Source organism: Reticulibacter mediterranei, from assembly GCF_016587455.1.
Window position 1 is genome coordinate 23,858 of the sequence record NZ_BNJK01000003.1, and the last position, 23,630, is coordinate 47,487.

Here is a 23,630-nt window from a genome sequence, read left to right on the forward strand (position 1 = left end):
CCTCCTTTCCATTACAACTTGCAAAAACTACACATATATGGTATATCTTTCGTATGGATAGAACCGTCAAGATACAACTGCATCCAACGCCAGAGCAGGCAAGAGCCTTGTCTGAAACGCTGTCTCAGTTTACCGACGCCTTTAATCAGGTGTGTCGATATGGATGGGAGCATCAGGAAAAGAACGGGGTGACGTTGCATCACGGTACGTACTACGACACCAAAATCACCTGTCCAGGGCTGGTTTCTGATCTGCTCATCCAGGCACGTGTCAAAGCGACTGAAGCCCTCAAGAGCGCCTTTACCTGGAAAGCCAAGCACGAAGCCGGTCACCCTAAAAAGGTGGAGAAGGCCCTTAAACGTGGCAAACCAGCACCCACATTCAAGCCTGCCAAATGCCCACAAAGTACGCTCTGTCCTGCTCGGTACAATGTCCACACCTATTCGATAACGTGGGAGACACAAACCGTTCGCCTCTCGACGACGCAAGGTAAACAGACCATTTCTTTTACCGTTCCCCACTACAGCGCTCAGTACACTGGCTGTAAAATTGCCACCGCTGACCTCATCTCTCGCAAAGGGAAATGGTGATTGCATGTTGTGGTTGATGTGCCTGAGCCTGTTGTCGAGAAAAGCCCTGAAGTGGTCGGGGTGGACCTGGGACTCAATCATCCTGCCGTCACCTCCAACAAACACTTCCTCGGCTCCTCTCACTGGAAAGAGCGAGATCGTCGCTTCTTCCGCCTTCGTCGCAAGCTCCAATCCAAAGGATCGAAGTCTGCCAAACGCCACTTGAAAAAGTTGAGCAAGAGGCAAGCGCGTTTCCACCGGGATTGTGATCATGTTCTCTCGAAACGGATTGTCCAGAACACCCCAACAGGAGCCACAATTGTCTTTGAGAATCTCACCAACATTCGAGAAACCTCGAAAATTGGGAAGAGCAAGAAGAACGATACCAAACGACGCTTGCATGGGTGGTCCTTTGCGCAATTGTATGACTTCACCGTCTACAAAGCGCAAGAACGCGGAATTGCTGTTGAGCGAATTGATCCGCGTCACACCTCGCAAACCTGCTCGCGTTGTGGGCATCAACATCGTTCTAATCGTCGTTCTCAAAGCCTCTTCCTCTGTCGTCAGTGTGGCTACTGCCTCAATGCCGATCTCAATGCGGCGAAAAACATTAGAGAGAAGCATCTTGCTTCTCTTGCCAGCCTCGGTAGATCTTTGGCTGGTGGGCTTCCTGTCACGAAGCCTCTCGTCTCAGACCTTCTGGTTTAGGGACAAGCCTCTCGCCTTTAGATAACTTCAGGCAGAGGTACGTGACCCAAAGTGTCTTCAGGGGAACGATCTGTTATCGCAAGCTCAGAACAGCAGCAGACCGCGAACGCATTCGCCCACTTCCAACCGATGCACTTCCAAAGCGTGCGATAGACCAGGAACAGCGATTGCGGGATACTGTGTGGAACGGGGACATAAACGGCCTCACTACCCGTGAAATCGCCGCAATGTTTGATCTGGAGCGTCAGCGTACTCATCACGTCCTATATTATATCCTTGCTGGAAAATCTGCTGACAACCGTTTCAGCAAACCAGTGGGGAGCAATTATCATGAGTGGCGGGTATCTATCAGCGAGGGAAGGATCTTTACGCGTGAGCCAGTTCCAGGGCCGCCCCACAACGAGTACCGATGGTTCATAGTAGAGGGGCAATGAGAGCAGACTATGCTGTCCAGGGAGCAGCACCGCGTATTCTCAATAACCCCTACTCTCTGGAACAGCTGTATTCCATTATCTCACTGGTTTTTGGCCAACAATAGTCGTCAGGTGCCAGAGGCCGCAGAAGGATTGAGACCGCATGGCACTCAAGGTTTGTTGATAAAGCAACTCAAACAGTTCTTCATTGATGAGGCCAAGTTGCATCAACGTGGGTTTCATTTGAACACCAGCTACTTCGACATTGTGGTACATGTCTGCCCATGCCTCGGTACTGGACGAATAATCGAGTGCATGGGCAGACACTGCCATTTGTCGATACTGCTGCTGCCTGAAGAAAGACAGCAACATTGGGGGTATTCCGAGCGCGTGATCTGGGGAAAAGCCATAACCAAGCTGGTAAAGAGCGTGCAAAGTCAAGGCTCCTAGCTGATTGGCGACCTCGCTGGTTGTCGCACCAAAATCCACCGCTTCCGTCAGACGTAGGAAACCTCCAGGACGCAAGATCCGATCACACTCATCCAAAAAAGTGGCCCATATCTCACGCTTCAAGACACCAGCCAGGAAGCGTGCATTGACCAGATCGAACGAAGCATCGGGAAAATCGAGCGGCTGCGTAATATCCATGACGCCAAACGAGGCGTTGAGGAGTTTTTGGGTGCGTGCTCGTGCATTCGCATAATCGACCATACTCCGGCTAATATCGACCCCTTCCACTTCCGCAGCGAGGGCAAACGCGACATCTAGTACCCAACTACCGGGACCGCAGCCCAGGTCCAGGATGTTGTGCAGACTGGTAGAGTCGTCGATGCCCACCAGTGGTCCTCCCATCGCTTGCGTGACGACCCGATCCTGGTCAATCAACCGCCCCAGTTCCGTAGGGCTTTCGGGGTCAAATATATAGCAGTTTCCCTTTTCCATCACATTCCCTCTCCAACCTTTGACGCTATAACGCTCTCTACAGCATCGGCAGATGACCAGAAAACTTTTCCCCCTTCCGCCTCTACCACCATCATCATCCGCTGCATCCGCACTCCATCTTCATAACGCGTCCATACAGGAGCATGAGCAGACCAGGGAACGATCACTTTGCGCCCTGGTACTTTTCTCAAGATCTCTTTTGGCACGAACCTGACGAAGCGTTCCTTCTCATCGGCATAGAGCGGACCTAAGATAAATCCATCGCAACCGGCACGCAACGCCTCATCAATCAAGTGCTCATACTCTGCATCCGCAATATGCGGCAAGAGAGGGCGCACCGCAATAAACGCCGGTATCCCGATCTGTTTTAAATTGCTGACGGTACGCATTCTCTCTTCAGGGGTCGGAGTATGTGGTTCAACAGCAGGTGCCGACTCCCAACAACTCAAGGAGATCAACGCACTGAGCGTGAGATGGCTAGCAAGATTGCTCCGAACCGTGGCAAGGGCATGTAGCGCGGTCCCTTCAATACAGGCTTTCGTGCTGAAATTGATGTGCTTCCCCAATTCGACGAGGCGCTCCAGCATCACAATCCCACGTTCGGGAAAAGCAAAGGGATCGCTATCATAGCCAAATTGAATGGTATTGAAAGCATGGTTCGTTGCAAATTCCTGTAAATGGCTCAGAATCTCTATCGGCTTGACACGTGCCGGCCCAACCTCACCATTACGGGTGTAACAATACTTACACCCGAAGGGACAGGGTATCCCAACTGGAACGAGGACGCGTCCCTTCTCTACTTTGAACTGAATATCCACTATTACGCAACTCCTTTTCTTACACGTCTATTTCAGCCTTTGAGCAGTAATATGATCGGTAATGAGCACATTGGCCAGCCCCGCTCTGAGGGCCGCTCGAATGGCCGGGATGCGAGATGTGCTGGCACCCGCCACAAGAATGACTTTGGCGTGCTGGTGCGTGATCCGCTCGGGTAAACGTGGGATCTCCAATCCTGTGAGATAATAGGGGAAGGAATGGAACATGTTGTTGAGCGAGCGCCCCTCTGCATCAAAGACCCAGTGGTTGATGTCTGCCACCGGATGATATCCCTGTAACGTCTGGACCTGTTGTTCAGAAAGGACTCCTCTTTTCACCATATCGTGATCCAGATCGGAAGGCCATAGTCCCATCATGATAATATTCGCCTGCTCAATCATTTTGAAGACATCGCGCACCAATGGCAGGTTGCGGGCCTGTTCCTGCTGAGCTTGTGTCTCCACGAGCGCGGGAATGGGCAGCCAGTAATCTTTGCCGCCATAGAGTTTAGCAATATCGTAGGCGACAAGATTGGCATCGCCGATGCTCGCCTGCTGCTCCACAAACCCAATGGTAGGTACTACCTGCAAATCTGGGAGGCTTTTGCTTGGTTTAAGATGACGCACGACGTTTCTCATAATACTTCTCCCTCCCGTCACCGCCAGGATATCGTGGTGCGTAATCACCTGATCCAGGTAGTGCGCCGCTGCCTCCGTAATCTCTCCCAGTACCTCTTCATTGAGATCTGAGTCAGGCTTGCTGTCGTCAAAGCAGCGGCCCGGGACGAGAATCAGTTCTTCTAGTTCCAGGTGAAAACGCAACTCGTGGGCAAGGTTGGATACATAGCCGGCTCGCTCTTCAGGGATCACGGAGATACGTACGATCCCTCGATCTTCCGCTTTTTGCAGCGCTTTGCTAATGGTCTGCCGTGAGCAATACAGGAGGCTAGCAATGCTCTCCTGAGTCTTACCCTTGTCATAGTAGAGGATCGCTACTTTACGGAGAAACTGTTCACTCGTTAAAAGATTTCCTTCAATAATGTCACTCACGAACCCTTATCCCCTCTCGCCTCCGCTGTTTCCACCAATCAGAACTCATCGGGCAAAAATCCGAATGTGACGCGCTTCCCAAAGGCCGTTTCAGGATTCGTGTGTACCAATACTCTATACATCTCACGATATCCCTGAAAGGCTGTTCTGCCATGCAGCCAACGGCCATTCTGGAGGATATATCCCTGGTGTTTCGCTAATGCAAACGAGATGGTCTGCTGATTAAGGAGGTCAAGAAAGGTTGGAAGCACCCGACATACAGGTGACGCATAATATCCCAGGCTATCATAGCGAAACCTGATGCAGATGTTGCCATTAGCGTGTTGGCTCAAAATGCTGCTTTGTAGTGGAGAGGCTGATCCAGCAAAGATCGCCGAGTTCGGTGTTATCAAGGCATCTAAAACATGGGGATAGTGCCGGAACAGGAGTTGATACATATATTTACCATCAACAAAAAGCGATTGTCCTCCATCTAAGGCTGGCTCTGCACACCAGAGAATAACAAGCGTTGCTGGTAAAGGAAGACTGCTGCCGTCTGTATGAAGACGTAAATGGAACGGCGTGAAGGCTTGATATCCAGCCTTTTTAGGGGGTACATCATGCGCAACAATGCGAGTCAGTCCAGTATGATCTGCATCGCGATGGGGAATAATGGTTCCTAACTGCTGACAAAATTGCAGTAATGCACCCGGTGAGTCAATAGCATTAAAGACGAGGATACCATCTTTTTCCAACAAGTCGGTGATACTCTCTTGCGTACGTTCTGTCGGGCTATCGACCGAAACATCACATGGAATTGATTTAGGTTGCAACATCAATTACCCCCCTCCGCTATAGTAAGTGGCACGTGCAGTGTCCTGCACCTCTACAACGTACAGTTTCTGTTGAAGGCTGTCAAATGACAAGTTGTCATATTCGCTTGCTTGCTTGGGAAAGGGAAAGAGGAGCCGGATATGGCTTCACTGTAAATGAAGAAGGGGGCGGGTTGGCAGGGAGAGGTTTCTAAGCAAGACACGCGCATCGTCACCAATTGCCTTTGCAGGTGAGTAGGACTCAATGGGATGCACTGCACGGATCGCCCGCTGAACTTGATGTGGCAATTTACAGAGTTCTGCCCCAGTGAGTGCAGTTTTGAGGTTTTCTAATCCTTCGTCAACTCTGTTCAGCCGAAACTGTGCTTCGGCTTTGGTGAGGTGAGAGATCACATGCCACTGCGGGGCAACCGAGACGGAAAGTGAGCGTGAAACATCCTGGTTGATTAATGTGGGGATTTGTGCCAAACTTCCTACATGAGTAAGTCCCCGTACATACACTTCCTGGATCATCACTGGGTTAAAGGTGGGTGTGAAGGCTGCTGTAATGTCTTGAAAATGCAATGCCGTATGTATGGCATCGTGGAAGTTTTCTCGGTCTCCCATCTCACCAAAAGTGCGAGCAAGCAGCGCAGCAGCATAGCCTTTGCTCACCGGATCAGGAGAAAAGCGGAGGGCTTGCTCAAGATAAGGCACCGCTTCAGCATACTGCTTGTGCTTTCGCAACTCATTCCCATAGCCCCGATAGATTTCTGCGGCCATCTCGCGATCTGCCTGATCGTCAACAATACGTACGGCCTTTTTGAAAAAATGCACGCTCACCCAGAGATCCTCTTCTGGTAGCAGATCACCCAGGATCACCCCCAGTACCGCCAGGGCAGCCGCCAGCGTCATCAACAGTTGGGTGTGGCTGCTCTCACTGATGATCTGGGCCTCAAGACGCAAAATGAGCGGCCACACCTCAGCTACCGCTGCGTCAGCCCTGCCAGCCTCCCGGGCTGTTTGGGATAACTTGATGACTGAGGGAGCGATTTCGATGAGATCAGTACTCTGACCGCTTGAAGATCCCTGTTCTGCCAGGCCGAGCCACTCTGCAGGTAAACACAAGCAGTGTAGAATATGTTTGAGGGTGACAATATCCCGGACGTTTTGTCCGTTCTCAAGTTTAGAAATATATGACTGATCAAAACCCAGAATGTCTGCCAGGTCTCTCTGGGTAAGATGATGGAGAACCCGGAAACGCTTGAGTGTCTGACCAACATCAGAGGTATAGTTGGGTTTTGCGCGACGAACTGTATCAAGAATGGAACGAAGTGCAAAGGTGCTTCGAGACGTCGGTAGAGGTGGATGCGAAGAGAAAGGTGCAGGCAAAATGTTCCCCCGCCGTTTTTCCTGGCAACCCCAACAGAGAGGGTCTGGATTATACCTACTCAGCTTCGCGCCACACTGATAGCAGTCCCGCCCAGGTTGTACTTCTGGAACACGCATGGCACACCTCTCCCCTTCTCCTGCCACTTATGGCAGTTTACCGGCCAGTATGTAAAGACCACGACGCAATTGACCGCTTATACCCTTCCGGCATCCGAAGCGAGGGAATTTCTTCAGGGGAAAATAGCCCGACAGCTTTATGCTCTGGACTGTGAGTAATCTGCGAGAATGGAGCAGTTATGCAACCATAAGTGAGGATCAGGACATCTCGCCCCTCAAAAATATGATACACCCAGGCGTCAATGAGCGCGCCTGCCTGGGCAACCAGACCAATTTCTTCTTCAATCTCACGGATAACACAGACTTCGGGCGCTTCGCCAAGCTCCAGTTTGCCACCTGGCAGTTCCCATTCATCTCGTTCGTTTTTGAGTAGCACCACTTTGCCATTATGATGCACAATCCCTTTGACTGAAACGGGAAACTGATGTGGTACTCGTCCCTCTGGTTGTGGTACAGAAGACATAGACGATATCGCTCCTTATAGTGACGTACCCCCGCATGAATGCGGAGGCTTCTACGCTGTTACCAACGTTGGGCGCGTCCCGCCCGAAAGTTGTTGTAATCCACGTGCCAGGATATTTCGCGCCGCATTCTGATCTCTATCCAGAGAAAAGCCACACGAGCAGGAGTGCCAGCGCTCGGATAGTTCCTTCTTGACCACTGCTCCGCATCCTGAGCATACTTGGCTGGTTCCATATGGATCAACTTTGATCACCTGCACGTGTCCAGCCCATGCTGCCTTGACCTCGCACATGGCAAGAAAGGTTGACCATCCAGCGTTCATAATGCTTTTGTTTAAGCCAGATTTCGCGGTTGCCCCATTGGGAAGGTAGGCTCCTGTCTCCGCGTCCTGTTTGGGTCTGGCTCGCCTGGATAAGTTGGCAGGTTGGATAGCCTCAAACACAATAACCTCGTAGGTATCCACCAGCCAGCGCGAATGCTTGTGTAGGTAATCGGCCCGTTGCCGCCTGACCTTGCGGTGCGCTTTGGCAACTGCCCTGACCGCTTTCTTGCGCCGATGGCTCCCACGCTTTTTGCGAGAGAGGGCCTGCTGTAAAGTGGCTAGCTTCTTCTCAGCACGTCGATAGTGCTTGGGATTCTCGATAACATCTCCATCTGAGAAGGTTGCCAACTTCGAGACACCCAGATCCACCCCAATAGCCAGATCAGTGTAGGGCAGATGTGGGCAAACCTGCACCTCGCACGAAAATATGCAAAACCATTCGTCGCCCTCTCGCTTGATCGTTACCGTTTTGATGGTTCCTTCTATGGGGCGATGGAGTTTCACCTTGACAATCCCGATCTTACTGAGGTGCAAACGGTTTCCATCCAGTTTCCATCCCGCTTTGTCTGGATAGGTAAAAGACGTGTAGCGATTGCATCCCAAGAAACGCGGATGCCCTGGTTTCTTTCCGGCCTTACAGCGACGAAAGAACCCTTGATACGCTTTGTCCAGCCGCCGCAATACATCCTGGAGGACATGGGCGGCAATCTCCTGATACTCTGGTCGAATCTCCGCTTTGATCTCTGGAAGATCGTTTTGCTGGTCATAGTAGCTGATCGATTTTTGCTCATACGTCCACGCATCCCGCCGCTCAGAGAGTCCTGCGTTGTACACTTCTCGACATCTATCTAACACCCATTGCAGCTTTTCGGTTGTCGCTTTGTTCGGAGAGAGGCAATATTTATAACTTCTTCGCACGTTTTTTGCTTTCTCCAGGTGTCTTGTTCCAGCCCCCTGTTGAACAAGCCATTTCTGCTACTTTGCCACCTCGCTGAGGTGGAGTGTCCCTTGCTAAGTAGGGTCCTGCCTCGCTTTCTTTTGGTTCTCTCTCACGAATACCTGTTCCCCTTCGCCTCCTGCGGCTTACCCCAGCCTGAAGGCGAGGGGAATGCGCCGCAAAGAGTCTTCAATGCTTTCGCCTTCAAGAATGTTGTATCAGGCAACACTCCTTTTGAGAGTTTCACCTTGATTGTATCATAGCAGGCAACTTTTCATCTCAGGTCGCCAGAAAGTCCTATCTCTACACAATCAAGTGGTTGGTAACCTATGATATCAAGGAACGGCGCTTTCATCCCTTCCCCTAAAGGGAAGACGGGACTTCCCGCACCGGACGTTAATGGGGGAAACAAAGAGATAGTAAACTGGCATCAACCCGCCACCAGTAGCCCCCAACAAGTTGTTCGTATCCCCACCCTGGTTTGGAGCTTTTTGTGTAACAAAAACTCTTCAATATTTTGTTACACAAGAAATAAGAAGAAGCGTGATCCTTTGCGATCACGCATACGTAGATTTTGAGGCACCTTCATGCTCTTCTCCAACGTGTTCTATCGTGGATAGCAGGCCCAAAAAGACAAAATTTTTTGCCTTGCGCAACAGAACTGGCGCAGGTCTTTCGATTCGGACCTGCGCCAGTTCTGTTGTCGTCGTTAAAGTAGCGTTCACACCAGCAACTTAGTAAAACCACTCACCACCAACAAGAAAAGCATTCTGGTCATATTCTCCACCGGTCTGATGACAGAGGGAGAGCGCTTTTTTGCTGCGCCGGCGCACCTGCCGATTCAACCGACGCCTTGCTTCTTTGAGTACAGCAATGCCTCGACGTCGTTTCCACCTCATTCCTCTTATCATGTACTTATCCTCGAATCCTTTGTATGGGCGAATACGCATGTCGTAACTCCTTTTGCTCCCGTACTTGATTAGCCAATCTGGCTGATCTTAGGAACAACTGTTGGTGATCCGTGAGCGATATAATACTGATGGTTAAAGGCTCGCCGTCCTATTCTTGGCTCTCCCATTGCCACCTCTTAAAACAGATACTTAATACGAGACTCAGGCTCATAGTCATAGCCATTACGCTTAGCCCGCGCCAGTATAGACTTTTGCACTCCAGTGAGACCACACTCATCGGTATAGCAACTTGTGTTGGCTTTTCCATCCCTGAGCATTGCATCTAGGCCAGCATCGTGATAGCCGTGGTGCCATTCCTTCGTGAAAAAGGTCTGGTCCTCCAGGTGCCGCACATACGCTTGATGTGATGGTAGAAAGTGTGCCTCATATCCCTGCTGATACAGTGGCTTCTGGTTAATCCCTGGCTTGCAATAAATGCCAGTAAACTCTTCACCTTCTACCAGAGTAAAGGTCTTCAAAACACGCCTGACATCGAAGTCGGCCCGCCAGGGATTAGTGAGATCATGCCACCTGCTGTCTGACCACATGGACATGTAATAGAGGCCATAATGCACCACATCCTCATAGAAACGCTGATCAACTTCTGACCACCTGCGGCCTATCCACTGTGCGGTAGGATCGTGCTCAACCCGAATATCGCCATTTTGAAAATCCATCGATTTCTTCCTTCTCTTTCTCTAAAGTTCTCTCTTTGCCGCAAGTAACTCTTCCCTATCTTTATACTTCTTACCTTCCAATTCCCTGAAGGAGATCGATACAAATTAACTTTCGGTTGTTGTGATAGGCTCATAGTTTCTCCTCGGCAAACAAAAAGGAGATCAGGCGAGCGTTTGCTCATCTAATCTCCAAAATGACGGATCTGCCTTCTCATAAAAAAAGGCCAGAACAAAGTTTTGTTCTGACCAAAATCCCGTGTGGTGCTATTTGCCGTGATATTTATGCGGGCTAAGGAGAAGAACTTTTCTGGGGAGATCTACCAATCGACCGCAGGTCCTTTGAACGGCCTTGACTTCCACCATGCTTTTGCACGATTGTTCAGTTCGATTAAGAACGCGCTAGTATTCTCTAAGTCCAAGTCGGGATACTTTGCAATGATCCTGTCAAAAATCTTATTGAACCGATCACACAACCTGTTGACTGTTTTTTCTGGTGCCCCCTCCATCATGGCGTAGTACTTCACAGCAAAGGCTCTCACCAACTGCTTCATCTCTGACGCATGTATTTTCCCTGTTTTCTCCTTTGGAAGGGCCGCTTGTGCTGCATAGTAGGTAGCTGTAGCCTGCTCACGACTGATCATTGAGGAGTAATATTGGCACTCACCGTTCTCTTGTTCAATCCAAACGAGTGGATTTGCCTCGGGATTGGCAAACTCCCCAGTATCGCAACGTGCGGCCCAATACTCCGGCTTCTGACGCTCTTCTTTTGGCGTGGCATCGAAGATCGAGAGAGCCTGAACGTATACACGTCGGCCATCATCTAGATAGTCAGCCAACGTCTCTTTGTCATTGACCAACCCGATGTATTCCATATCTCTCCTTATCAAAGGATCAAGCATTGTACACAACATGGTTCTTGATGCCTTATGACTTTCACTGTTCCTGGGCAGCTTCCAATGTCGAAACAAGGGATAGATACACTCGTTGCAAGAACAGATCACCAAGAGTTTCTGCTGGCCGATGAGGTGGTATCTTCCCCAATTGAGCGGCCATGAGCGGTTCTTTTAACAACCAGGGTTCTGCAATGAGCAGAGCAATAAGGTCAGGTGCTTCTGCATCCCAAGGCGTTACTTCATCAGCCACACTGAGCAGCGTCTTCCATCGTTGCTCAGGATGAAGAGAGCAGTCACTCACCCGCTCACTGTAGATGCGCAGGGCCTGGCCCTTGTACCATTCAAGGAGAAGAGGCGAGGCGGGATCGACGCCTTTGGACACCTCTTCCTCTGTCAACAGATAGTGTGTGACATGGACGCCACTCTGATCACGCTCTACCAACCACATTTCATCCGCTGAAGGCTGCCAGTTGGGATCGTCCAGTGGAGATTTCTTGACGTAATGGACGTAGTGGCTGTCCATATTCAGCCAAAGTGTACTCCCAGGGCCGAGAATAAAGGCTTCGTCAAACCAGTCTCTGCTAGCAATCCAGATGGAAAGCTCCTCTACTGAGGTGTTCTGCTTGGTGAGATACCACCAACCTTCTTCATCTTTCCAATAGCGGTCGATAATCAATCTGGCAACGTAGGCTGGAACTTTGCCTCGAAATGCAATGCCTGCCTGATCCAGGACGAATAATTCTGGTTCTTTCTCAGTCTGCATACACAACTCCTTGAGAAGATTGCCTACGGCTTGTATCATGAGTAGCTCTCTACGCATTGACACGCCTCCGCATAAAAATTTCGCTATTCGCACCTGCTAATGAAGTGGCGTGCATTATCTAGAAATCCATACGTTGCCAGAAGTCTGGCAAAGGTGTGAGGTTCTGAAGGCCTTGCGTCAAGGATTTCAGTCATCATCGGCTGAATAACCTGAAGGACCGAAATCGTGCAATACCCGTGAGGGAAATGGATATGAGGCTCTAGCTCATGAACGCGTTCCTCAGCTGAAGAAAATGCTACAACCTGACTCATCTGTACCTGGCTGAGCCAATCGACCTGAAATGTATAGGTCACTCCAGCCACATCAAACCAAAACTCAAGGGATGGCGGATCTGTTTGCCAGTCTGGGGCACCTCCATCCACTTCATGGATGGTAAATTCTGCGTTTGTGATAGGAAGCATCTGCATATTACTTCGTCACCTTTTAACCGTCTAGGAAATGAAAGAAGCACAGCATCTCCTGGGATGCTGTGCTGAACAGAAAAATGAATTTTGTTAGTACTCTTCGGAAGCCTTCACATCAGCATGGTTGTCCTGTGGGTCCTCTTCCTGGCTGGCATGATACTTTTGCCAGAAAATGATCATGCCTTGTTCTTGCATCATGTTTAAATGCTTGCTCATAGACGAAAACCAAACTCGGGTATGAGCATTCATCGTCAGAATAACCTGCGTCAGTGGCTCACGTACGCTCTGACACAGATCATCAATTGACCACCCAAAAACAATCTCAAGTTCAAGCCCTACCTCCATTTGGCGCTGCCTTGGGCATTTTACTGCGACGAGAATATCACGAATTGAGGTGTCTACCATCGACTGTTCCTTTCTCTTCTAGAGTTGTCGTACTATTCCCCTAGACAACCGCTTCCTTTTTCTCCTCCTGGTCTTGCAGATCAACCTTGAAAAATCTCACGTTCTCAATGTGACAGCTCATCATTTTGTTATTTGGGCGTTTGGGTCGAAGACCCTTGAGGAATTCATAGGCTTCATCTTGCGCCTCTTGATAGGTTCCCAGCACTGTGATTTCACCTGTGATTGTAAACGGGAAAAGGTAATGCTCCTTTCCCGTCTCTAACTCATCCTTTTTCCCTTCCAGGTCTCCATCTATCGTAAAGTGATAGTCTTCTCCTGCATCTTCTCGAAAACAGTGAAAGAGACAGGACTTCACCTGGTCAAGCAGAGAAATGGCTCCTTCATAAGATGAAGCCTGAAGAGTAATGCGAAGGGTAGCAGGCATCGTGGTGGACCCTTTCTCTGGTTCATTTGCCGCAAGCAGCATCTATCCTCCAGCACATGCACGCTGGCGGGTGTACAACGAGATAGACAGCTGAATGCCTTTTCAGTGGATCTGTTCCACATATGAGGAAAACAGTTCATGCTCTGTAGGAGTCTCGCGCCACAAGCTCTCTATGAGACTCACCTCTTCGCCTCTCTCAATGGCATTCCAAAGCGTCTCCAAACGTTCCTTGGTGAGCTGTAACCCACGCTCATAGCGCTCCGCTTGCTCAGAGCCAGCTTCATGAGAGAGAGTAAAAGGCATATGATCCAGATCGTCTCTCATCACTTTTACGGCAAGGTGCGTGCAGTGCAAGATCTGTTGGGTTTGTTTTAATGCAGATCGCGCTGCTTCAAGTGCTTGATTGCTCTCTTTGAGACGCTGTTCTAGTTGTGCTTTCGTTGTCATTGTTCCTTCACCTTTCGCAGGCGTTGATGGCGAATGCTTCGTGACTGTGCATTCATGTTCTCGCGATAGGTGTCAGCACAGAATGAATAGCTTCCTGTTGCCTCGATCTCCTCCAACGAGACAAACCAGGATCGTTCTACGGCTGCACTGTCCTCCACAAATCCGGTGATTCGCCGGAAGGGTACGACACGCTCTCCAGTAGCTGGGTTGACATCCTCTTCTACAATCGAGGGAACAAGGTGATGAGTGCTCGCATATCGCTTGTCTGAAGCGTACGTTGGCCACCATGTGGCATCTGTCAGTTCGGGGAATGGAGGCCTCTGTCCCGAAACCACCGCATAGCAAGCACGCAGATCCCACAGATCATTGTTCTTAGGGGTTGCCTGACGCCTTGCGTCGAACATATATCCATCGGCTGCGACTCGATAGAAGAGTACCTCATCACCGGTATGCTCTCCTTTGTGAAAAACCAACAGCGAGGTTTTCACATTGGCCTGGGGAAGAAATATCCCCTGTGGCAGCGAAACAACCGCTAAAAGTCGGTGTTCCTGGACCAACTTCTTCCTCAAAGCAATAGCAGCCTGTGATGTATTGCGCACCACCCCTTCCGGCACCAGGAGAGCCGCCCGGCCCCCCTCTCTCAGCAGCTGCAACGTGAGTTCAACAAACAATAGCTCTGCATCAAGCGTCCCCGCCTGGTGAAGCGTTGCGCCCAAATCAGGGACATCGAGATATTTCCCAAAGGGTGAATTTCCCAGCACCACATCAATAGATCCCCACTCCTGCTGCACCATGCGTTGGTTAAAAACGCTCCCCAATGCGTCACTGCATCGCACCTGCGGTCTCTCGACGCCACAGAGGAGGAGATGTGCATAGCACGGAGGCAGCATCATGGCATTGAAGTCGAAACCAAACAGTGCAGGTTCGGTGGATCTAGGCAGACCTTGAGGATCGAAGAACACACGGCCAGAATCGAGGACCCATGAGGTAGAGGAACGAGCGCGTTGCATGTGTTGCCAAGCGGCAACCAGTTGGTTGCCAGTCCCACAACTCGCATCAATCACGCGCTCATGAAGCTGGGGGCGTACTAGATCGGCCATCATGTAGGCAATGTGCATGGGCGTCATGATCTGCCCAGCTTTCGGCTGGAAGGCTCCTTCTTTTTCTGCCCAGATGAGGACCGCTTCAAACGCGTCCTGCATCGTTAGATGCTCCTCGCAGAGTGTGTCAACCGCATCCATCAGTGGGTAAATGACTTTCGGCTCCACTCGGAAGAGGACCTGTCCAGCTTCAGCCAGGCATGAATCGGGGTCGAGAGAGCATAGCCATACACAGACCGTTGTACGCAGATGCTGGCAGCACTCGTATGGGTTCATCAGAGCCATCTGTTTAATCATGCTCCAGTGGCATGCCTCGGCCTGTGAAGAGGCGAAGAGCGTATCTTGTACACCAAACCGAATTGAGTGTTCCTCAAAGCCCTTGAGCATAAAAAAGTAGCTGATGAGATCCAGGCCCATCAGCGTATCGCCAATACCAGTCATAATGACGGATTGCCATAGCCGTTCCATCGCATGTGTTTCTTTCATCTGTTTCTCCGTGAGGCAAAAAAAGCGAGCCAGGGAAATCCCGGCTCGCGGTCTCATCTGTCTTTCAGTGATGAAAAAGCGTCAGGAAGACAGCCTGCAAAATAAGATCTTTGCTTCTGTCTCCTCTTCATACCTATTGGAGAGTGCATATTCTGTGATTGGTGTCCTGAAGCCCCAGGCCATTCCTGAATGAACCACTTCCCTGTAGAAAGTGATTCTCAGAGTCGCTCGACAATGCGTTGAGTGCAAGGGGTTGAAAGTCTGTACCATGAACACTTCATACTCAACAGATGCTTCCAGTAATTTGCATCTTTTTCCCCATACACTGACCTCGGTTCGCTCAGAAAAACGATTTTGACCTGTCTTCAAGGAGCGGGGAAGCTCCTTGAAGCATCACTGACCCATGGGTCAGTGATGCTTTACAACACCCCTGTTCGTCCAGGCTCCAGTGTTCAATGCCATCTCGGCTACGAAGCGCCAATCGTAATAGCGAGTCCAGCTGCTCGCAGCCTTGATTGATAGAGTTCCGCGATTTCCTTCGGACAGGTGACGATCACGGCCTGATCCCTCTGCCATGCCTCCGAGGCGATTTCCAGGGCATCGACAAGTCCAAGCGATGTGATCACTCCTCTGAGCTTGTCAACCACCTCATCAGGATAGGCATTGCAAGTATCGTGATGGAGTATGACCTGGTAAGGATGCAGAGCCGGGAAAGGGTTCGTCTGTTGTCTCACAACCTGTACGCGGAGTATCCAAGGCATGTACCTCTCCTTCTGTTGTTCTGTAGCGTAAAAACAGCGGGTCGTTCGCAGTTTTATTGATAAGGAATACAAGAATAGGCGAGGGACATCGAAGAGGGATTTATTCAGCTGCGGGTATCACTTCTGCAACCATTCTACCGCACATGCCCGCCTGGGCATGCAGGCCTCCAAAGAGGTCCTTCTACCTACCCTCTTACGATGCTGATCTGCTAGAAACGCCCGATGAGGAGCTGAATCATGCCAACGACGAGGAAACCAACAACGACATCAGTCAACGGAAACCCCTCGAAACTATCCTCATCCGCGCGGTGGGCAAGTGGAATAGGCCCTGCACACAACATTCCCAGGCCACCAACCAGATACGCAAACAGCAACGCGGCAAGATACTGTCCTGGTGAGAATGGGTGAAACAGGAACGCTCCAGCCAGGATGCCCAATAACAAGGGGGCACCTTGTATCAAAGAGATAGCAACCATCGATTGCCACCCACGCAGACGAGCGTGCTTCTCCTGCTGAGAGGTGTGCTGGATATAGAAGGATGGCCAGCAGCATATGCGCCCCAGGATCTTCCGTATGCTGAGCGGCGGCGATGGACGCTCCTGCTGTACGTCACCTACTCGCTGCTTCAGGCATTCAACGAATAAGGAATACCCATCTTGATTCGGCAGGATGAGGCAGCGATCACCTATATGGCACGCGAGGCAATTCTGGGAGTCAAACAAGCATGTCAATGCATCCAGTTCCTCTGCTGTGCCAGTAATCTCAATGCCGAACAGTGGCTCATACATCTGTTCAATGGCAGTACAAGCACCACAGCCGATATCAGCGGCATTAATGAGGTAGGCTCCTCCTCTATACTCCTGAAAGTATGGTCCAAGCCGGATAAAGGCTTCTTCATCGTCCCTTTGAATGATTTTCTCAATCTCCAGGAGGTCTGTAGGGAGAGCAATGTGATAGAGCGTGATAGGTGTAACAGACATAGTCCGTCCCTTTCTTGCAATAAAGTTGCAACACACAGTACAGGCCAGCCCAGAGAAGGCTGACCCTGTACTTTTTCTCTTTTGATTAGTTCCTATATAGATGCTGCGACTCCTCCAGGCGTTCTACTTCTCTCTGTGCCTGGAAGCACGCGTCAGTCAGGTCCATGCACAGGTCGTGGACCTGTTGAGAAAACAAGGGATGCAGGCTGAACTCACCGAAATCGACATAGCCACGCCACAGCAGTTCTTTCAACAACGCGAGTTGCATTGCCTCGTCATCCCCCTCTTTCTGAAGCGTCTCTCCTGGTTGATAGGGAATTTCGAGCACGAGCGCAGCCAGTTCCACCCAATTCACCTGCTCCAAGCTCATACTCACAAACTCCTGGAACAGGAATGAACTTGTTGAGGTTCGCATAAGCAGAGGGGTACGAAAGACAAAGAGCAATCGGAGCGCGTTCGCCACCTGCTGAATGTTTCCTCCCCAGTCACGTCCGATGCTCTTGACGTGGAAGAGGAGGCGATCATTCTTTGCAATGGACTGCCAGAGGATACCCGTTTCAGCGGTGGAGTACGTACCGTCTAGAGCAGCCGCCTCTGCCTCTTTCAGATACACCGCGTTGTAACCACGTAACGCCCAGTCTACCAATCGGAACTCCACCCGGTTCAGTCGGTACACGAAGAGGGCTTCGTAGACTGGACCATACACGCTATCACCCTCGAAAACCGGTGGTTGACTATATTTGATTGCGCCTCGCAGCACATATTCGGGCGCAGTAGCATCGTATTGGCGCGCTTGATGTACCTGGATCAAGCGCTCTCGCAGATCTGTGCGTATTGCCCACGCCAGAAACAGCAGCGTTTCGGGACGCGCAGACAGACCGATAATGGACATACGGTTCCTCCTGTATACATGCATTGGGAAATCAGGTCATGCAGATCCAGTGGCTGTTGGCCACTACTGTGAAGCTGGGGAAATCATCACCACCAACAGCTCCCGTTACCCCTCACCGTCTAGCAGCACCAGGCGCATGGCCTTCGTGGTCTCGCGGCAAAGATCGGCCAGGAACAGCGCCTGCGTCCGTTCTGGCTCTGGTAACTGCTGGCCCAGCGATAGGGTCTCATCACCAGTCGCTTTGAATAGTTCACCCAGGTACTCGGCTCTCGCGCCGACTGGGACTTCCTGCGTTCGGTTTGCGCACTGACATCCTACAGGGAGAGGGATCTCCAGCACGTGAGCGGCGATCACATGCCAATCCATGCGATGCAAACTGATGCGCACCAATTCTACCAGGAAAAAAGGTAATGGGAGGAAACGCGCCGCCAGGTCGAGATACCAGGAGAAGAATATGCTAAGCTCACCTGCTCCACGGCAGATATCACCATGCCATGTTTGGCTCAAGCGAGTGAGACGATCAGCCAGCGGCATATGCGATGAGGCGACCTGCCAAAACGCATCAGCCTCATCAACAAATGTGGTGTCCTGCCGACGCTTTGAGGGGGACGAGCTATCCGAGAAAAACAATGCCCACGTCGGATCGGTCAGACCCTCTAATTCGAGGGCACCTGCCACAAGGGAGAAATCAATGGAGGTGAGGCGATAGCGCACGAGTGCCTCAAACAGCGGTCCGTAGATGGGGTCGCGTTTGAGATTCTCTCGTGCCAGCGCTACTTGTCCGTGAACCAGGTGCTCGGGGAACACGGGCAGTCGGTCCTGAGACCAGGGCGGTTGATAGGGGTATTTCCAGGGACATGCCTCTCGGTCCTGGCGTGCTTGCTCTTGCACCTTGAGAGTACTCAACCAGGCAAGGAGCAGCAGCATTTCAGCATTGGCTCCATGAGAATATCTTGCTGGCATGCTCTTCCTTTCTTATTCCTCCTAGAAGGAATTTCCACAAGAAAAAGGACAGCGCCAAAGCCGTCCTTGATTTCTGGCAAGGGCTAGTGTTCATTGGAATCCTCTCTCCTCTCGCAAGCGACAAACACCACCGCCTGGGTCGCACGATCGAGGAGTACCTGACGCCAAAGCTGACGCCAGGGAGTCAGCGGAAAATGGTGGTCGGCTTCCCACATCGCAAATCTCACGAGGCAACGAGCAGCCGCTGTATCTGGATTGTGTGCTGCCTCTTCCTCCTCGCGTATCGCCGCAAATGCCTTTTGCCTCTTCTTCACCAACCGGAGACCAGGTTTTTCTAGAGCCTCCTCGCATTCGTGCCAGTTCATATCAGCGAGAAAGGCCGTCGGAAGATGTTCTATGCAGAGGTGTGGCCTGACGATCTCGTAAGGGTGCCAGCGCTCTATGTGCTTTTCAGAGGCAATAGGGACAATCACCGCATCCACACGATCAAACAGAGGGATGTCTTCGGAGAGCGGTCGGGGGAAAAACAGGGCTAGATCGAAATTCATGCTTCATCTCCTTTGTGAGCGCAGCTTCTCTCGCATCACGATGCTGTGCTCATACCAACGGTCCCGTCGATGCGTGGTTCTCTGTGGTCTTGGGGCGGGATGGATCAGCGTCCCTCGCACATTGCCGGTGTTCTTCGAGGAAGACAGGGGCGATAGCATCAGGAAACATCGCGTGGAGTGCCGCCTGGATGGTTTCGCTCGTCCAGATCATGCCGTCTTCCAGAAGTTGGCGATACACGCGTGCAACTGTTGGCGGTTTTGTCAGCGCTTCACAGGCTAACCCGACCTCCAGCAGGCTGAAAGCGCTAGGGAGGAGCTGGCCGTCCGCCGTCGGGCCGACGTGATAAGCCCGAAAGTTTTCTTCGCTCCCATCGAGGCCTCGATAGCAACGATAACAATAGGCATGCTCCTGTGTGGCATGTGCCTTGCCGATCATCTCTGTTTGAAAGAACCGAGAGACTCGCACGGTGTCCTGACAGTCAAGACAGAGGTAGGCAAAGCACCTGCCGCGCACCGAGATCTTTTTACCTGCTGAATGCTTATTGCTCATGACCCTCCAGCCTTTTCTCTCTTCGGCGAGATGCGCGCCACAGCAAGCACCATCCAATGATCCCCCCATCACAGCACCGCTGAGATGCGCAAAGAGATTGCCCATACTCATGAACACTACCCCAAATCCACCCACCGCCAGCCAGGTACGCCACGAACGATGCTGCTTCACCCCACGTGCAAGAACTGTAGCAGTTACAAGAGCATAGAGAGCGCCGGACGCCCCAACGTTATATGGAAAGGTAGGAAAGAAAAGAAACGTCATCATTGCTCCTAAACCCGAAGCCAAGCCACCACACAGGTAGATGAGCAGGTAGCCTGCTTGCCCATAGGTGCGTTCGGTCTGCCTACACGCCACCAGTCCCCACATATTTAAGGCATAATGGAGAAAGCCTGCGTGTAAAAAGAATGAAGTCAGGAACCGCCAGGGCTGTATCCAAACCATGTTCCCTGGTCCAAGCGCCCCCATTGTTCGTAAAAGAGGAGCGTGGACGTCGGGACTGATCCATATCCAGTCCCACAGGGTGGCATAGCTATGCTGGCGCACTCCTATCAGAGTTTCCAGCAGAAACACTCCTGTGTTCATTCCTAGGAAGATAAAGGTCAACCAGGGATGAGCGCTCCCGTGCTCATAGTGAGACGGTATGCTGCCGATCCGATGGCTTCCTGGCTTTTTTCCTGCGATCTCCTGATCGCCCTGTTCCTCCGTTGTTTTTTCCACGAGACAGTGCTCTTTCACAACAAAAGGCGTGCCTTCATGAAGGCACGCTGCTCAACCATATTGAACTATTTTGAAGTGTGAAGTAGCGCCAGAGAGCATCAGAAACCCTCATGTGTTACATGTGCTCCCGAACTCACCTACTTCAACTGGTACGAAATTATTTCCAAAGTGCCGAGACGTGCGGCGAGGCACGCAATTTCTCTATGGCGCGTTCCGCTATCTGTCGCGCTCGTTCGCGTGAGACCGCAAGTTCGCGCCCTGCCTGAGCCAGGGTCTGTTCCTCGTCCAACCCCATACCAAAACGCAGCTCTATAACGCGCAACTCACGCGCAGAGAGGACTTCTACCAGAACGCGCTGCACCTCCTCGGCAAAAACAGATTCAACAACGGCCTCTTCGGGTGAAGGCACTGACATATCAGCAAGGAGTTCGCCCATGCAGCGGTCGTCATCCTCATTAGTGCACAACTGTTGCTCCAGTGAGGATGATAGTGGGAGTTGCTGGAGCATTGCTAATTGTGCTACCGACACCTGCGTTTCGCTGGTGATCTGTTCGGACGTTGGCTCTTGCCCCAATTCTACCGTCAGCCGCTCTCGCACTCGTCGTACTCTGAAGAGCCGTTGATGGATATGAGACGGCAACCGAATCGTCCTGCTCTTTTCCTCACAAGCACGCCTGATGGCCTGCTTAATCCACCAGGTTGCATGGGTGCTGAAGCGACCCCGGTCAGGGTCAAACGTGGGAATGGCCCGGAGCAAGCCGATATTTCCCTCTTGAACGAGATCTTCGAGCGAGAGGGTCACGGAACCTGCCAGCGTATATTTACGAGCAATGTTCCATACCAACCCTTGATTAGCTACGACAAAGCGCTCACATGCCTTCTGCGCAGTTTCACCTCCAGCCGTCACCAGTACCGCCAATCTCCGCTCTTCTTCTGCTGAAAGGAGCGCAGCCCGGTGGCCAGAGGCATGCCTTGCTGGCTTTACCATGCTACCTTCATCCGAAAGGGGCGGCGAACGACTCCCTGGATGTTGCTTCTCCTTGGTTTCTTGCGCATGTGTAGAGGCATCCTCCTGCTGAACATCGTCGCGTTCCTGCCCCAGAGTCTCTCCGGCACGTTGGGTGGTACGACGACGACGCCGGATCGGCTGACGACAGCCAAGTTGCGCGGCCCATTGCAAGGCTATTTTTGGGGGAACGCCCAGTTGCTCGGCTAACATCCTGGTCGCTCCCCACTTCCCAAGAGGTGTTTCACAGGCAAAGCGTCGGATGCGTTCTGCAATCTCATCCGTCAAGATATAGCCGGATACTGCGTTTCGTGGCTGTCTGATGGGAGCTGCTGCATCCACGAGGTGAGTGGATGGTATGCCAGCCTCGGTCATACTCTCCAAAGACAATGACTCCCCTTGTTCGACCAGCGGATCATTCGTGGCAAGGCATGACCATTCACGCAGCAACATCCCTTGAACCTTGGCACATGCCTCATAGAATGCTGTTCTTCTTTGGAGATCCTGACCGCCGAGCACATCCCGTGTTATATACAACCCAACCAGGATGGCATCGAGTGCCTCTAGAGGAGGTGTAGGCGTGTTTCGCTCTAAGACCGCTTCAACATAGTGTGCTTTGACGAAACGGATCTGCTGTATCAGGTTATCGATTTGCTCTCCATCAAGCTGACGCCAATCGCCGAGGACAATCGTGGTAAAAAGAACCTGGAATGGAGTCTCCATCCTCGATTGAGGAGGTGTTGTCATCGTTGGTCCTCCAGAACAAACACGGGCTGCGATCAGTTGATTGCAGCCCGAGGCAGAGGGATCGATTACACCCTATTTTGTGGTTGGGAAGATCAATCCCGCTTCGTCACATGCTTCAACGACTGCACGCGCACGCACAAGTGCATCACGGTTGATGAAGTAATAGGCCCACAGACCCTTCTTCCGGCTATCGACCAGTCCAGCATCACGTAAGATACGCAAATGGTGTGAAATAGTCGGCTGCTCCAGATGAAAACATGCTACGATCTCAAACACACAAATTTCTCCCTCGTGGCGACTAAGTACGCTCAGAATACGCAAGCGCGTTGGATCTGCCAACGCTTTGAGCAAACGTGCCCGAACGACGGCATCCTCTTCGGATAGCGGTGAGACAAAGCGAGGAGAGCTTATGCATGTGCTCTCTCGAATCTTTTGTATCGCATCGGTTATCATGAGTTCACCTCCTGATACTAAAAGCACTGTCTCCCTGCACAAGAGAATTTGTGCAGGGAGACAGTGCTCAAACAAAACGTAAAGCCTACCACAACTCGCTGTAGTAGGTGCTGTGTGGAGGAAAGGCAATGCGCTATCTGTCCCCTGCAACGAGAAAGCAAACAGCCATTGTCATCAGGCATGAAGGAGCGGAAACGAAAAGGACGTCATATCTGGTCGTACTCCTAGTTCGTAGAGTCTGACGACGCCGGCAAGTTCGTGAGAGGAGAGACGAAAGAGCCAGGCGCTTCCCCAGCTACTCATGGGATTGCCATGTTCGGCGGCGGCATCGACGATATTCATCGTCGCCTCGTGGATGAGCCACGCTCCCCAATTTGGCAGCGTGCCAGGAACAGGAAGACCTGCTTCACGCTGCCGGGCCTCGACGATCGTATCGGTTAATCGGCACATCGTCCGAAGTGTCGTCAGGCTCGACCATGCCTGGCATTCTTTTTTTGCGGCCATGCTGCTAGGAGGGAAAGCGTCAGTGGAGATGTGCTGAAAGAGCACGTCAGGGTAGACAGGCAGTTTCGATGAGCAGTGAATATCCCGCTCATCGAGCTGAGCCACCGTTAGGAGCATGGTCGCAGCCGTCAGGAGCAGAGGCGCGTTCGCCTGCTGAATGCCTCTCCAAGTTCGCGTCAATGCCTCGTTGACGAACCAGGACTTCCACGTTTCCACCGTGTTCGGTACTCGTAACCGTTCAGTCACGTGACGCAGTTCCGCCACGCGCTCCAGGTACAGTTTTCTGTTCAGTTCCTCGATCAACTTCCAAGGCCCGCCGCATTCTTGCGAGGAACGCGCATCAAGGGTTTCTTCGCTCTCAATCATGGTCACCTTGCTT

At 51.5% G+C, this 23,630-nt stretch carries 28 protein-coding genes; 3 read left to right on the plus strand and 25 right to left on the minus strand.

All coding sequences use genetic code 11. The features are described 5' to 3' along the window. Positions 1 to 53 precede the first annotated feature (53 nt). From K3T83_RS52845 to K3T83_RS52855, 3 genes are read left to right on the plus strand one after another with little or no spacing between them, the layout of a single operon-like run. Positions 54 to 590: a hypothetical protein gene (locus tag K3T83_RS52845; RefSeq protein ID WP_220211192.1), complete on the plus strand. Its 537-nt coding sequence runs from the start codon at positions 54 to 56 to the stop codon at positions 588 to 590. A gap of 9 nt (positions 591 to 599) precedes the next feature. Further along, positions 600 to 1,277 carry an RNA-guided endonuclease InsQ/TnpB family protein gene (locus K3T83_RS52850; protein ID WP_236065352.1) on the plus strand — a complete coding sequence of 226 codons (678 nt, stop codon included), beginning with the start codon at positions 600 to 602 and terminating at the stop codon, positions 1,275 to 1,277. Between the two features lie 41 nt (positions 1,278 to 1,318). Continuing rightward, positions 1,319 to 1,711 carry a hypothetical protein gene (locus K3T83_RS52855; RefSeq protein ID WP_220211194.1) on the plus strand — a complete coding sequence of 131 codons (393 nt, stop codon included), beginning with the start codon at positions 1,319 to 1,321 and terminating at the stop codon, positions 1,709 to 1,711. A 75-nt stretch (positions 1,712 to 1,786) separates the two neighbouring features. Here K3T83_RS52855 and K3T83_RS52860 read toward each other — a convergent pair whose 3' ends face one another. From K3T83_RS52860 to K3T83_RS52980, 25 genes are all read right to left on the minus strand, one after another. Beyond that, positions 1,787 to 2,632, minus strand: coding sequence for a class I SAM-dependent methyltransferase (locus tag K3T83_RS52860; protein WP_220211195.1), 846 nt, complete (start codon positions 2,630 to 2,632; stop codon positions 1,787 to 1,789). Then, entirely contained in the window at positions 2,632 to 3,450 is an 819-nt protein-coding gene (locus K3T83_RS52865; protein WP_236065342.1) for a radical SAM protein, read from the minus strand. The genes K3T83_RS52860 and K3T83_RS52865 overlap by 1 nt, the downstream gene beginning before the upstream one ends. 27 nt (positions 3,451 to 3,477) lie before the next feature. Continuing rightward, positions 3,478 to 4,497, minus strand: coding sequence for a sugar-binding transcriptional regulator (locus K3T83_RS52870; RefSeq protein ID WP_220211196.1), 1,020 nt, complete (start codon positions 4,495 to 4,497; stop codon positions 3,478 to 3,480). Between the two features lie 38 nt (positions 4,498 to 4,535). Further along, entirely contained in the window at positions 4,536 to 5,312 is a 777-nt protein-coding gene (locus tag K3T83_RS52875; RefSeq protein ID WP_220211197.1) for a TauD/TfdA family dioxygenase, read from the minus strand. 144 nt (positions 5,313 to 5,456) lie between these two features. Then, on the minus strand, positions 5,457 to 6,797 hold the full coding sequence (locus tag K3T83_RS52880) for a helix-turn-helix domain-containing protein (RefSeq protein WP_220211198.1): 1,341 nt from the start codon (positions 6,795 to 6,797) through the stop codon (positions 5,457 to 5,459). A 37-nt stretch (positions 6,798 to 6,834) separates the two neighbouring features. Beyond that, complete coding sequence (locus tag K3T83_RS52885; protein ID WP_220211199.1) at positions 6,835 to 7,260, minus strand: NUDIX hydrolase; 426 nt, start codon at positions 7,258 to 7,260, stop codon at positions 6,835 to 6,837. Between the two features lie 51 nt (positions 7,261 to 7,311). Continuing rightward, positions 7,312 to 8,499 (minus strand): RNA-guided endonuclease InsQ/TnpB family protein, encoded by a 1,188-nt coding sequence (locus tag K3T83_RS52890; RefSeq protein ID WP_220211200.1) that lies wholly within the window; start codon positions 8,497 to 8,499, stop codon positions 7,312 to 7,314. A gap of 753 nt (positions 8,500 to 9,252) precedes the next feature. After that, positions 9,253 to 9,468 carry a hypothetical protein gene (locus tag K3T83_RS52895; protein ID WP_220211201.1) on the minus strand — a complete coding sequence of 72 codons (216 nt, stop codon included), beginning with the start codon at positions 9,466 to 9,468 and terminating at the stop codon, positions 9,253 to 9,255. 137 nt (positions 9,469 to 9,605) lie between these two features. After that, positions 9,606 to 10,145 carry a hypothetical protein gene (locus K3T83_RS52900; RefSeq protein ID WP_220211202.1) on the minus strand — a complete coding sequence of 180 codons (540 nt, stop codon included), beginning with the start codon at positions 10,143 to 10,145 and terminating at the stop codon, positions 9,606 to 9,608. A 317-nt stretch (positions 10,146 to 10,462) separates the two neighbouring features. Beyond that, positions 10,463 to 11,017, minus strand: a complete 555-nt coding sequence (locus K3T83_RS52905; protein WP_220211203.1) for a hypothetical protein — start codon at positions 11,015 to 11,017, stop codon at positions 10,463 to 10,465. Between the two features lie 61 nt (positions 11,018 to 11,078). After that, positions 11,079 to 11,801: a hypothetical protein gene (locus K3T83_RS52910; protein ID WP_220211204.1), complete on the minus strand. Its 723-nt coding sequence runs from the start codon at positions 11,799 to 11,801 to the stop codon at positions 11,079 to 11,081. 83 nt (positions 11,802 to 11,884) lie between these two features. Continuing rightward, positions 11,885 to 12,268, minus strand: coding sequence for a hypothetical protein (locus K3T83_RS52915; RefSeq protein ID WP_220211205.1), 384 nt, complete (start codon positions 12,266 to 12,268; stop codon positions 11,885 to 11,887). A gap of 87 nt (positions 12,269 to 12,355) precedes the next feature. After that, positions 12,356 to 12,670, minus strand: a complete 315-nt coding sequence (locus tag K3T83_RS52920) for a hypothetical protein (RefSeq protein WP_220211206.1) — start codon at positions 12,668 to 12,670, stop codon at positions 12,356 to 12,358. 40 nt (positions 12,671 to 12,710) lie between these two features. Further along, the gene (locus K3T83_RS52925; protein WP_220211207.1) at positions 12,711 to 13,094 is read right to left on the minus strand and encodes a hypothetical protein; all 384 of its coding nucleotides are present in this window, start codon (positions 13,092 to 13,094) and stop codon (positions 12,711 to 12,713) included. A 102-nt stretch (positions 13,095 to 13,196) separates the two neighbouring features. Further along, positions 13,197 to 13,541 carry a hypothetical protein gene (locus tag K3T83_RS52930; protein ID WP_220211208.1) on the minus strand — a complete coding sequence of 115 codons (345 nt, stop codon included), beginning with the start codon at positions 13,539 to 13,541 and terminating at the stop codon, positions 13,197 to 13,199. Then, on the minus strand, positions 13,538 to 15,127 hold the full coding sequence (locus K3T83_RS52935; protein WP_220211209.1) for an HsdM family class I SAM-dependent methyltransferase: 1,590 nt from the start codon (positions 15,125 to 15,127) through the stop codon (positions 13,538 to 13,540). The genes K3T83_RS52930 and K3T83_RS52935 overlap by 4 nt, the downstream gene beginning before the upstream one ends. Positions 15,128 to 15,594: 467 nt before the next feature. Further along, positions 15,595 to 15,888, minus strand: a complete 294-nt coding sequence (locus K3T83_RS52940) for an ATP-dependent Clp protease adaptor ClpS (RefSeq protein WP_220211210.1) — start codon at positions 15,886 to 15,888, stop codon at positions 15,595 to 15,597. A 209-nt stretch (positions 15,889 to 16,097) separates the two neighbouring features. Next, positions 16,098 to 16,868: a hypothetical protein gene (locus K3T83_RS52945; protein ID WP_220211211.1), complete on the minus strand. Its 771-nt coding sequence runs from the start codon at positions 16,866 to 16,868 to the stop codon at positions 16,098 to 16,100. Positions 16,869 to 16,953: 85 nt separating this feature from the next. Further along, complete coding sequence (locus K3T83_RS52950) at positions 16,954 to 17,760, minus strand: hypothetical protein (protein WP_220211212.1); 807 nt, start codon at positions 17,758 to 17,760, stop codon at positions 16,954 to 16,956. A gap of 105 nt (positions 17,761 to 17,865) precedes the next feature. Beyond that, the gene (locus K3T83_RS52955) at positions 17,866 to 18,723 is read right to left on the minus strand and encodes a hypothetical protein (RefSeq protein WP_220211213.1); all 858 of its coding nucleotides are present in this window, start codon (positions 18,721 to 18,723) and stop codon (positions 17,866 to 17,868) included. A gap of 83 nt (positions 18,724 to 18,806) precedes the next feature. Next, positions 18,807 to 19,271 carry a hypothetical protein gene (locus tag K3T83_RS52960; RefSeq protein ID WP_220211214.1) on the minus strand — a complete coding sequence of 155 codons (465 nt, stop codon included), beginning with the start codon at positions 19,269 to 19,271 and terminating at the stop codon, positions 18,807 to 18,809. A gap of 49 nt (positions 19,272 to 19,320) precedes the next feature. Beyond that, the gene (locus K3T83_RS52965; protein WP_220211215.1) at positions 19,321 to 20,541 is read right to left on the minus strand and encodes a rhomboid family intramembrane serine protease; all 1,221 of its coding nucleotides are present in this window, start codon (positions 20,539 to 20,541) and stop codon (positions 19,321 to 19,323) included. Between the two features lie 157 nt (positions 20,542 to 20,698). Further along, positions 20,699 to 22,294 carry a sigma-70 family RNA polymerase sigma factor gene (locus tag K3T83_RS52970; RefSeq protein WP_220211216.1) on the minus strand — a complete coding sequence of 532 codons (1,596 nt, stop codon included), beginning with the start codon at positions 22,292 to 22,294 and terminating at the stop codon, positions 20,699 to 20,701. Between the two features lie 72 nt (positions 22,295 to 22,366). Continuing rightward, on the minus strand, positions 22,367 to 22,747 hold the full coding sequence (locus K3T83_RS52975) for an ArsR/SmtB family transcription factor (protein ID WP_220211217.1): 381 nt from the start codon (positions 22,745 to 22,747) through the stop codon (positions 22,367 to 22,369). Positions 22,748 to 22,921: 174 nt separating this feature from the next. After that, positions 22,922 to 23,617, minus strand: coding sequence for a hypothetical protein (locus K3T83_RS52980; protein WP_220211218.1), 696 nt, complete (start codon positions 23,615 to 23,617; stop codon positions 22,922 to 22,924). Positions 23,618 to 23,630 lie beyond the last annotated feature (13 nt).

What these genes read in the sequence shown, in the direction of transcription:
- K3T83_RS52845 (WP_220211192.1), top strand. Translation starts at nt 54, where the DNA reads ATGGATAGAACCGTCAAGATACAACTGCATCCAACGCCAGAGCAGGCA.
- K3T83_RS52860 (WP_220211195.1), bottom strand. Translation starts at nt 2,632, where the DNA reads ATGGAAAAGGGAAACTGCTATATATTTGACCCCGAAAGCCCTACGGAA.
- K3T83_RS52875 (WP_220211197.1), bottom strand. Translation starts at nt 5,312, where the DNA reads ATGTTGCAACCTAAATCAATTCCATGTGATGTTTCGGTCGATAGCCCG.
- K3T83_RS52880 (WP_220211198.1), bottom strand. Translation starts at nt 6,797, where the DNA reads ATGCGTGTTCCAGAAGTACAACCTGGGCGGGACTGCTATCAGTGTGGC.
- K3T83_RS52885 (WP_220211199.1), bottom strand. Translation starts at nt 7,260, where the DNA reads ATGTCTTCTGTACCACAACCAGAGGGACGAGTACCACATCAGTTTCCC.
- K3T83_RS52895 (WP_220211201.1), bottom strand. Translation starts at nt 9,468, where the DNA reads ATGCGTATTCGCCCATACAAAGGATTCGAGGATAAGTACATGATAAGA.
- K3T83_RS52900 (WP_220211202.1), bottom strand. Translation starts at nt 10,145, where the DNA reads ATGGATTTTCAAAATGGCGATATTCGGGTTGAGCACGATCCTACCGCA.
- K3T83_RS52905 (WP_220211203.1), bottom strand. Translation starts at nt 11,017, where the DNA reads ATGGAATACATCGGGTTGGTCAATGACAAAGAGACGTTGGCTGACTAT.
- K3T83_RS52910 (WP_220211204.1), bottom strand. Translation starts at nt 11,801, where the DNA reads ATGCAGACTGAGAAAGAACCAGAATTATTCGTCCTGGATCAGGCAGGC.
- K3T83_RS52915 (WP_220211205.1), bottom strand. Translation starts at nt 12,268, where the DNA reads ATGCAGATGCTTCCTATCACAAACGCAGAATTTACCATCCATGAAGTG.
- K3T83_RS52920 (WP_220211206.1), bottom strand. Translation starts at nt 12,670, where the DNA reads ATGGTAGACACCTCAATTCGTGATATTCTCGTCGCAGTAAAATGCCCA.
- K3T83_RS52925 (WP_220211207.1), bottom strand. Translation starts at nt 13,094, where the DNA reads ATGCCTGCTACCCTTCGCATTACTCTTCAGGCTTCATCTTATGAAGGA.
- K3T83_RS52930 (WP_220211208.1), bottom strand. Translation starts at nt 13,541, where the DNA reads ATGACAACGAAAGCACAACTAGAACAGCGTCTCAAAGAGAGCAATCAA.
- K3T83_RS52935 (WP_220211209.1), bottom strand. Translation starts at nt 15,127, where the DNA reads ATGAAAGAAACACATGCGATGGAACGGCTATGGCAATCCGTCATTATG.
- K3T83_RS52940 (WP_220211210.1), bottom strand. Translation starts at nt 15,888, where the DNA reads ATGCCTTGGATACTCCGCGTACAGGTTGTGAGACAACAGACGAACCCT.
- K3T83_RS52945 (WP_220211211.1), bottom strand. Translation starts at nt 16,868, where the DNA reads ATGTCTGTTACACCTATCACGCTCTATCACATTGCTCTCCCTACAGAC.
- K3T83_RS52950 (WP_220211212.1), bottom strand. Translation starts at nt 17,760, where the DNA reads ATGTCCATTATCGGTCTGTCTGCGCGTCCCGAAACGCTGCTGTTTCTG.
- K3T83_RS52955 (WP_220211213.1), bottom strand. Translation starts at nt 18,723, where the DNA reads ATGCCAGCAAGATATTCTCATGGAGCCAATGCTGAAATGCTGCTGCTC.
- K3T83_RS52960 (WP_220211214.1), bottom strand. Translation starts at nt 19,271, where the DNA reads ATGAATTTCGATCTAGCCCTGTTTTTCCCCCGACCGCTCTCCGAAGAC.
- K3T83_RS52970 (WP_220211216.1), bottom strand. Translation starts at nt 22,294, where the DNA reads ATGACAACACCTCCTCAATCGAGGATGGAGACTCCATTCCAGGTTCTT.
- K3T83_RS52975 (WP_220211217.1), bottom strand. Translation starts at nt 22,747, where the DNA reads ATGATAACCGATGCGATACAAAAGATTCGAGAGAGCACATGCATAAGC.
- K3T83_RS52980 (WP_220211218.1), bottom strand. Translation starts at nt 23,617, where the DNA reads ATGATTGAGAGCGAAGAAACCCTTGATGCGCGTTCCTCGCAAGAATGC.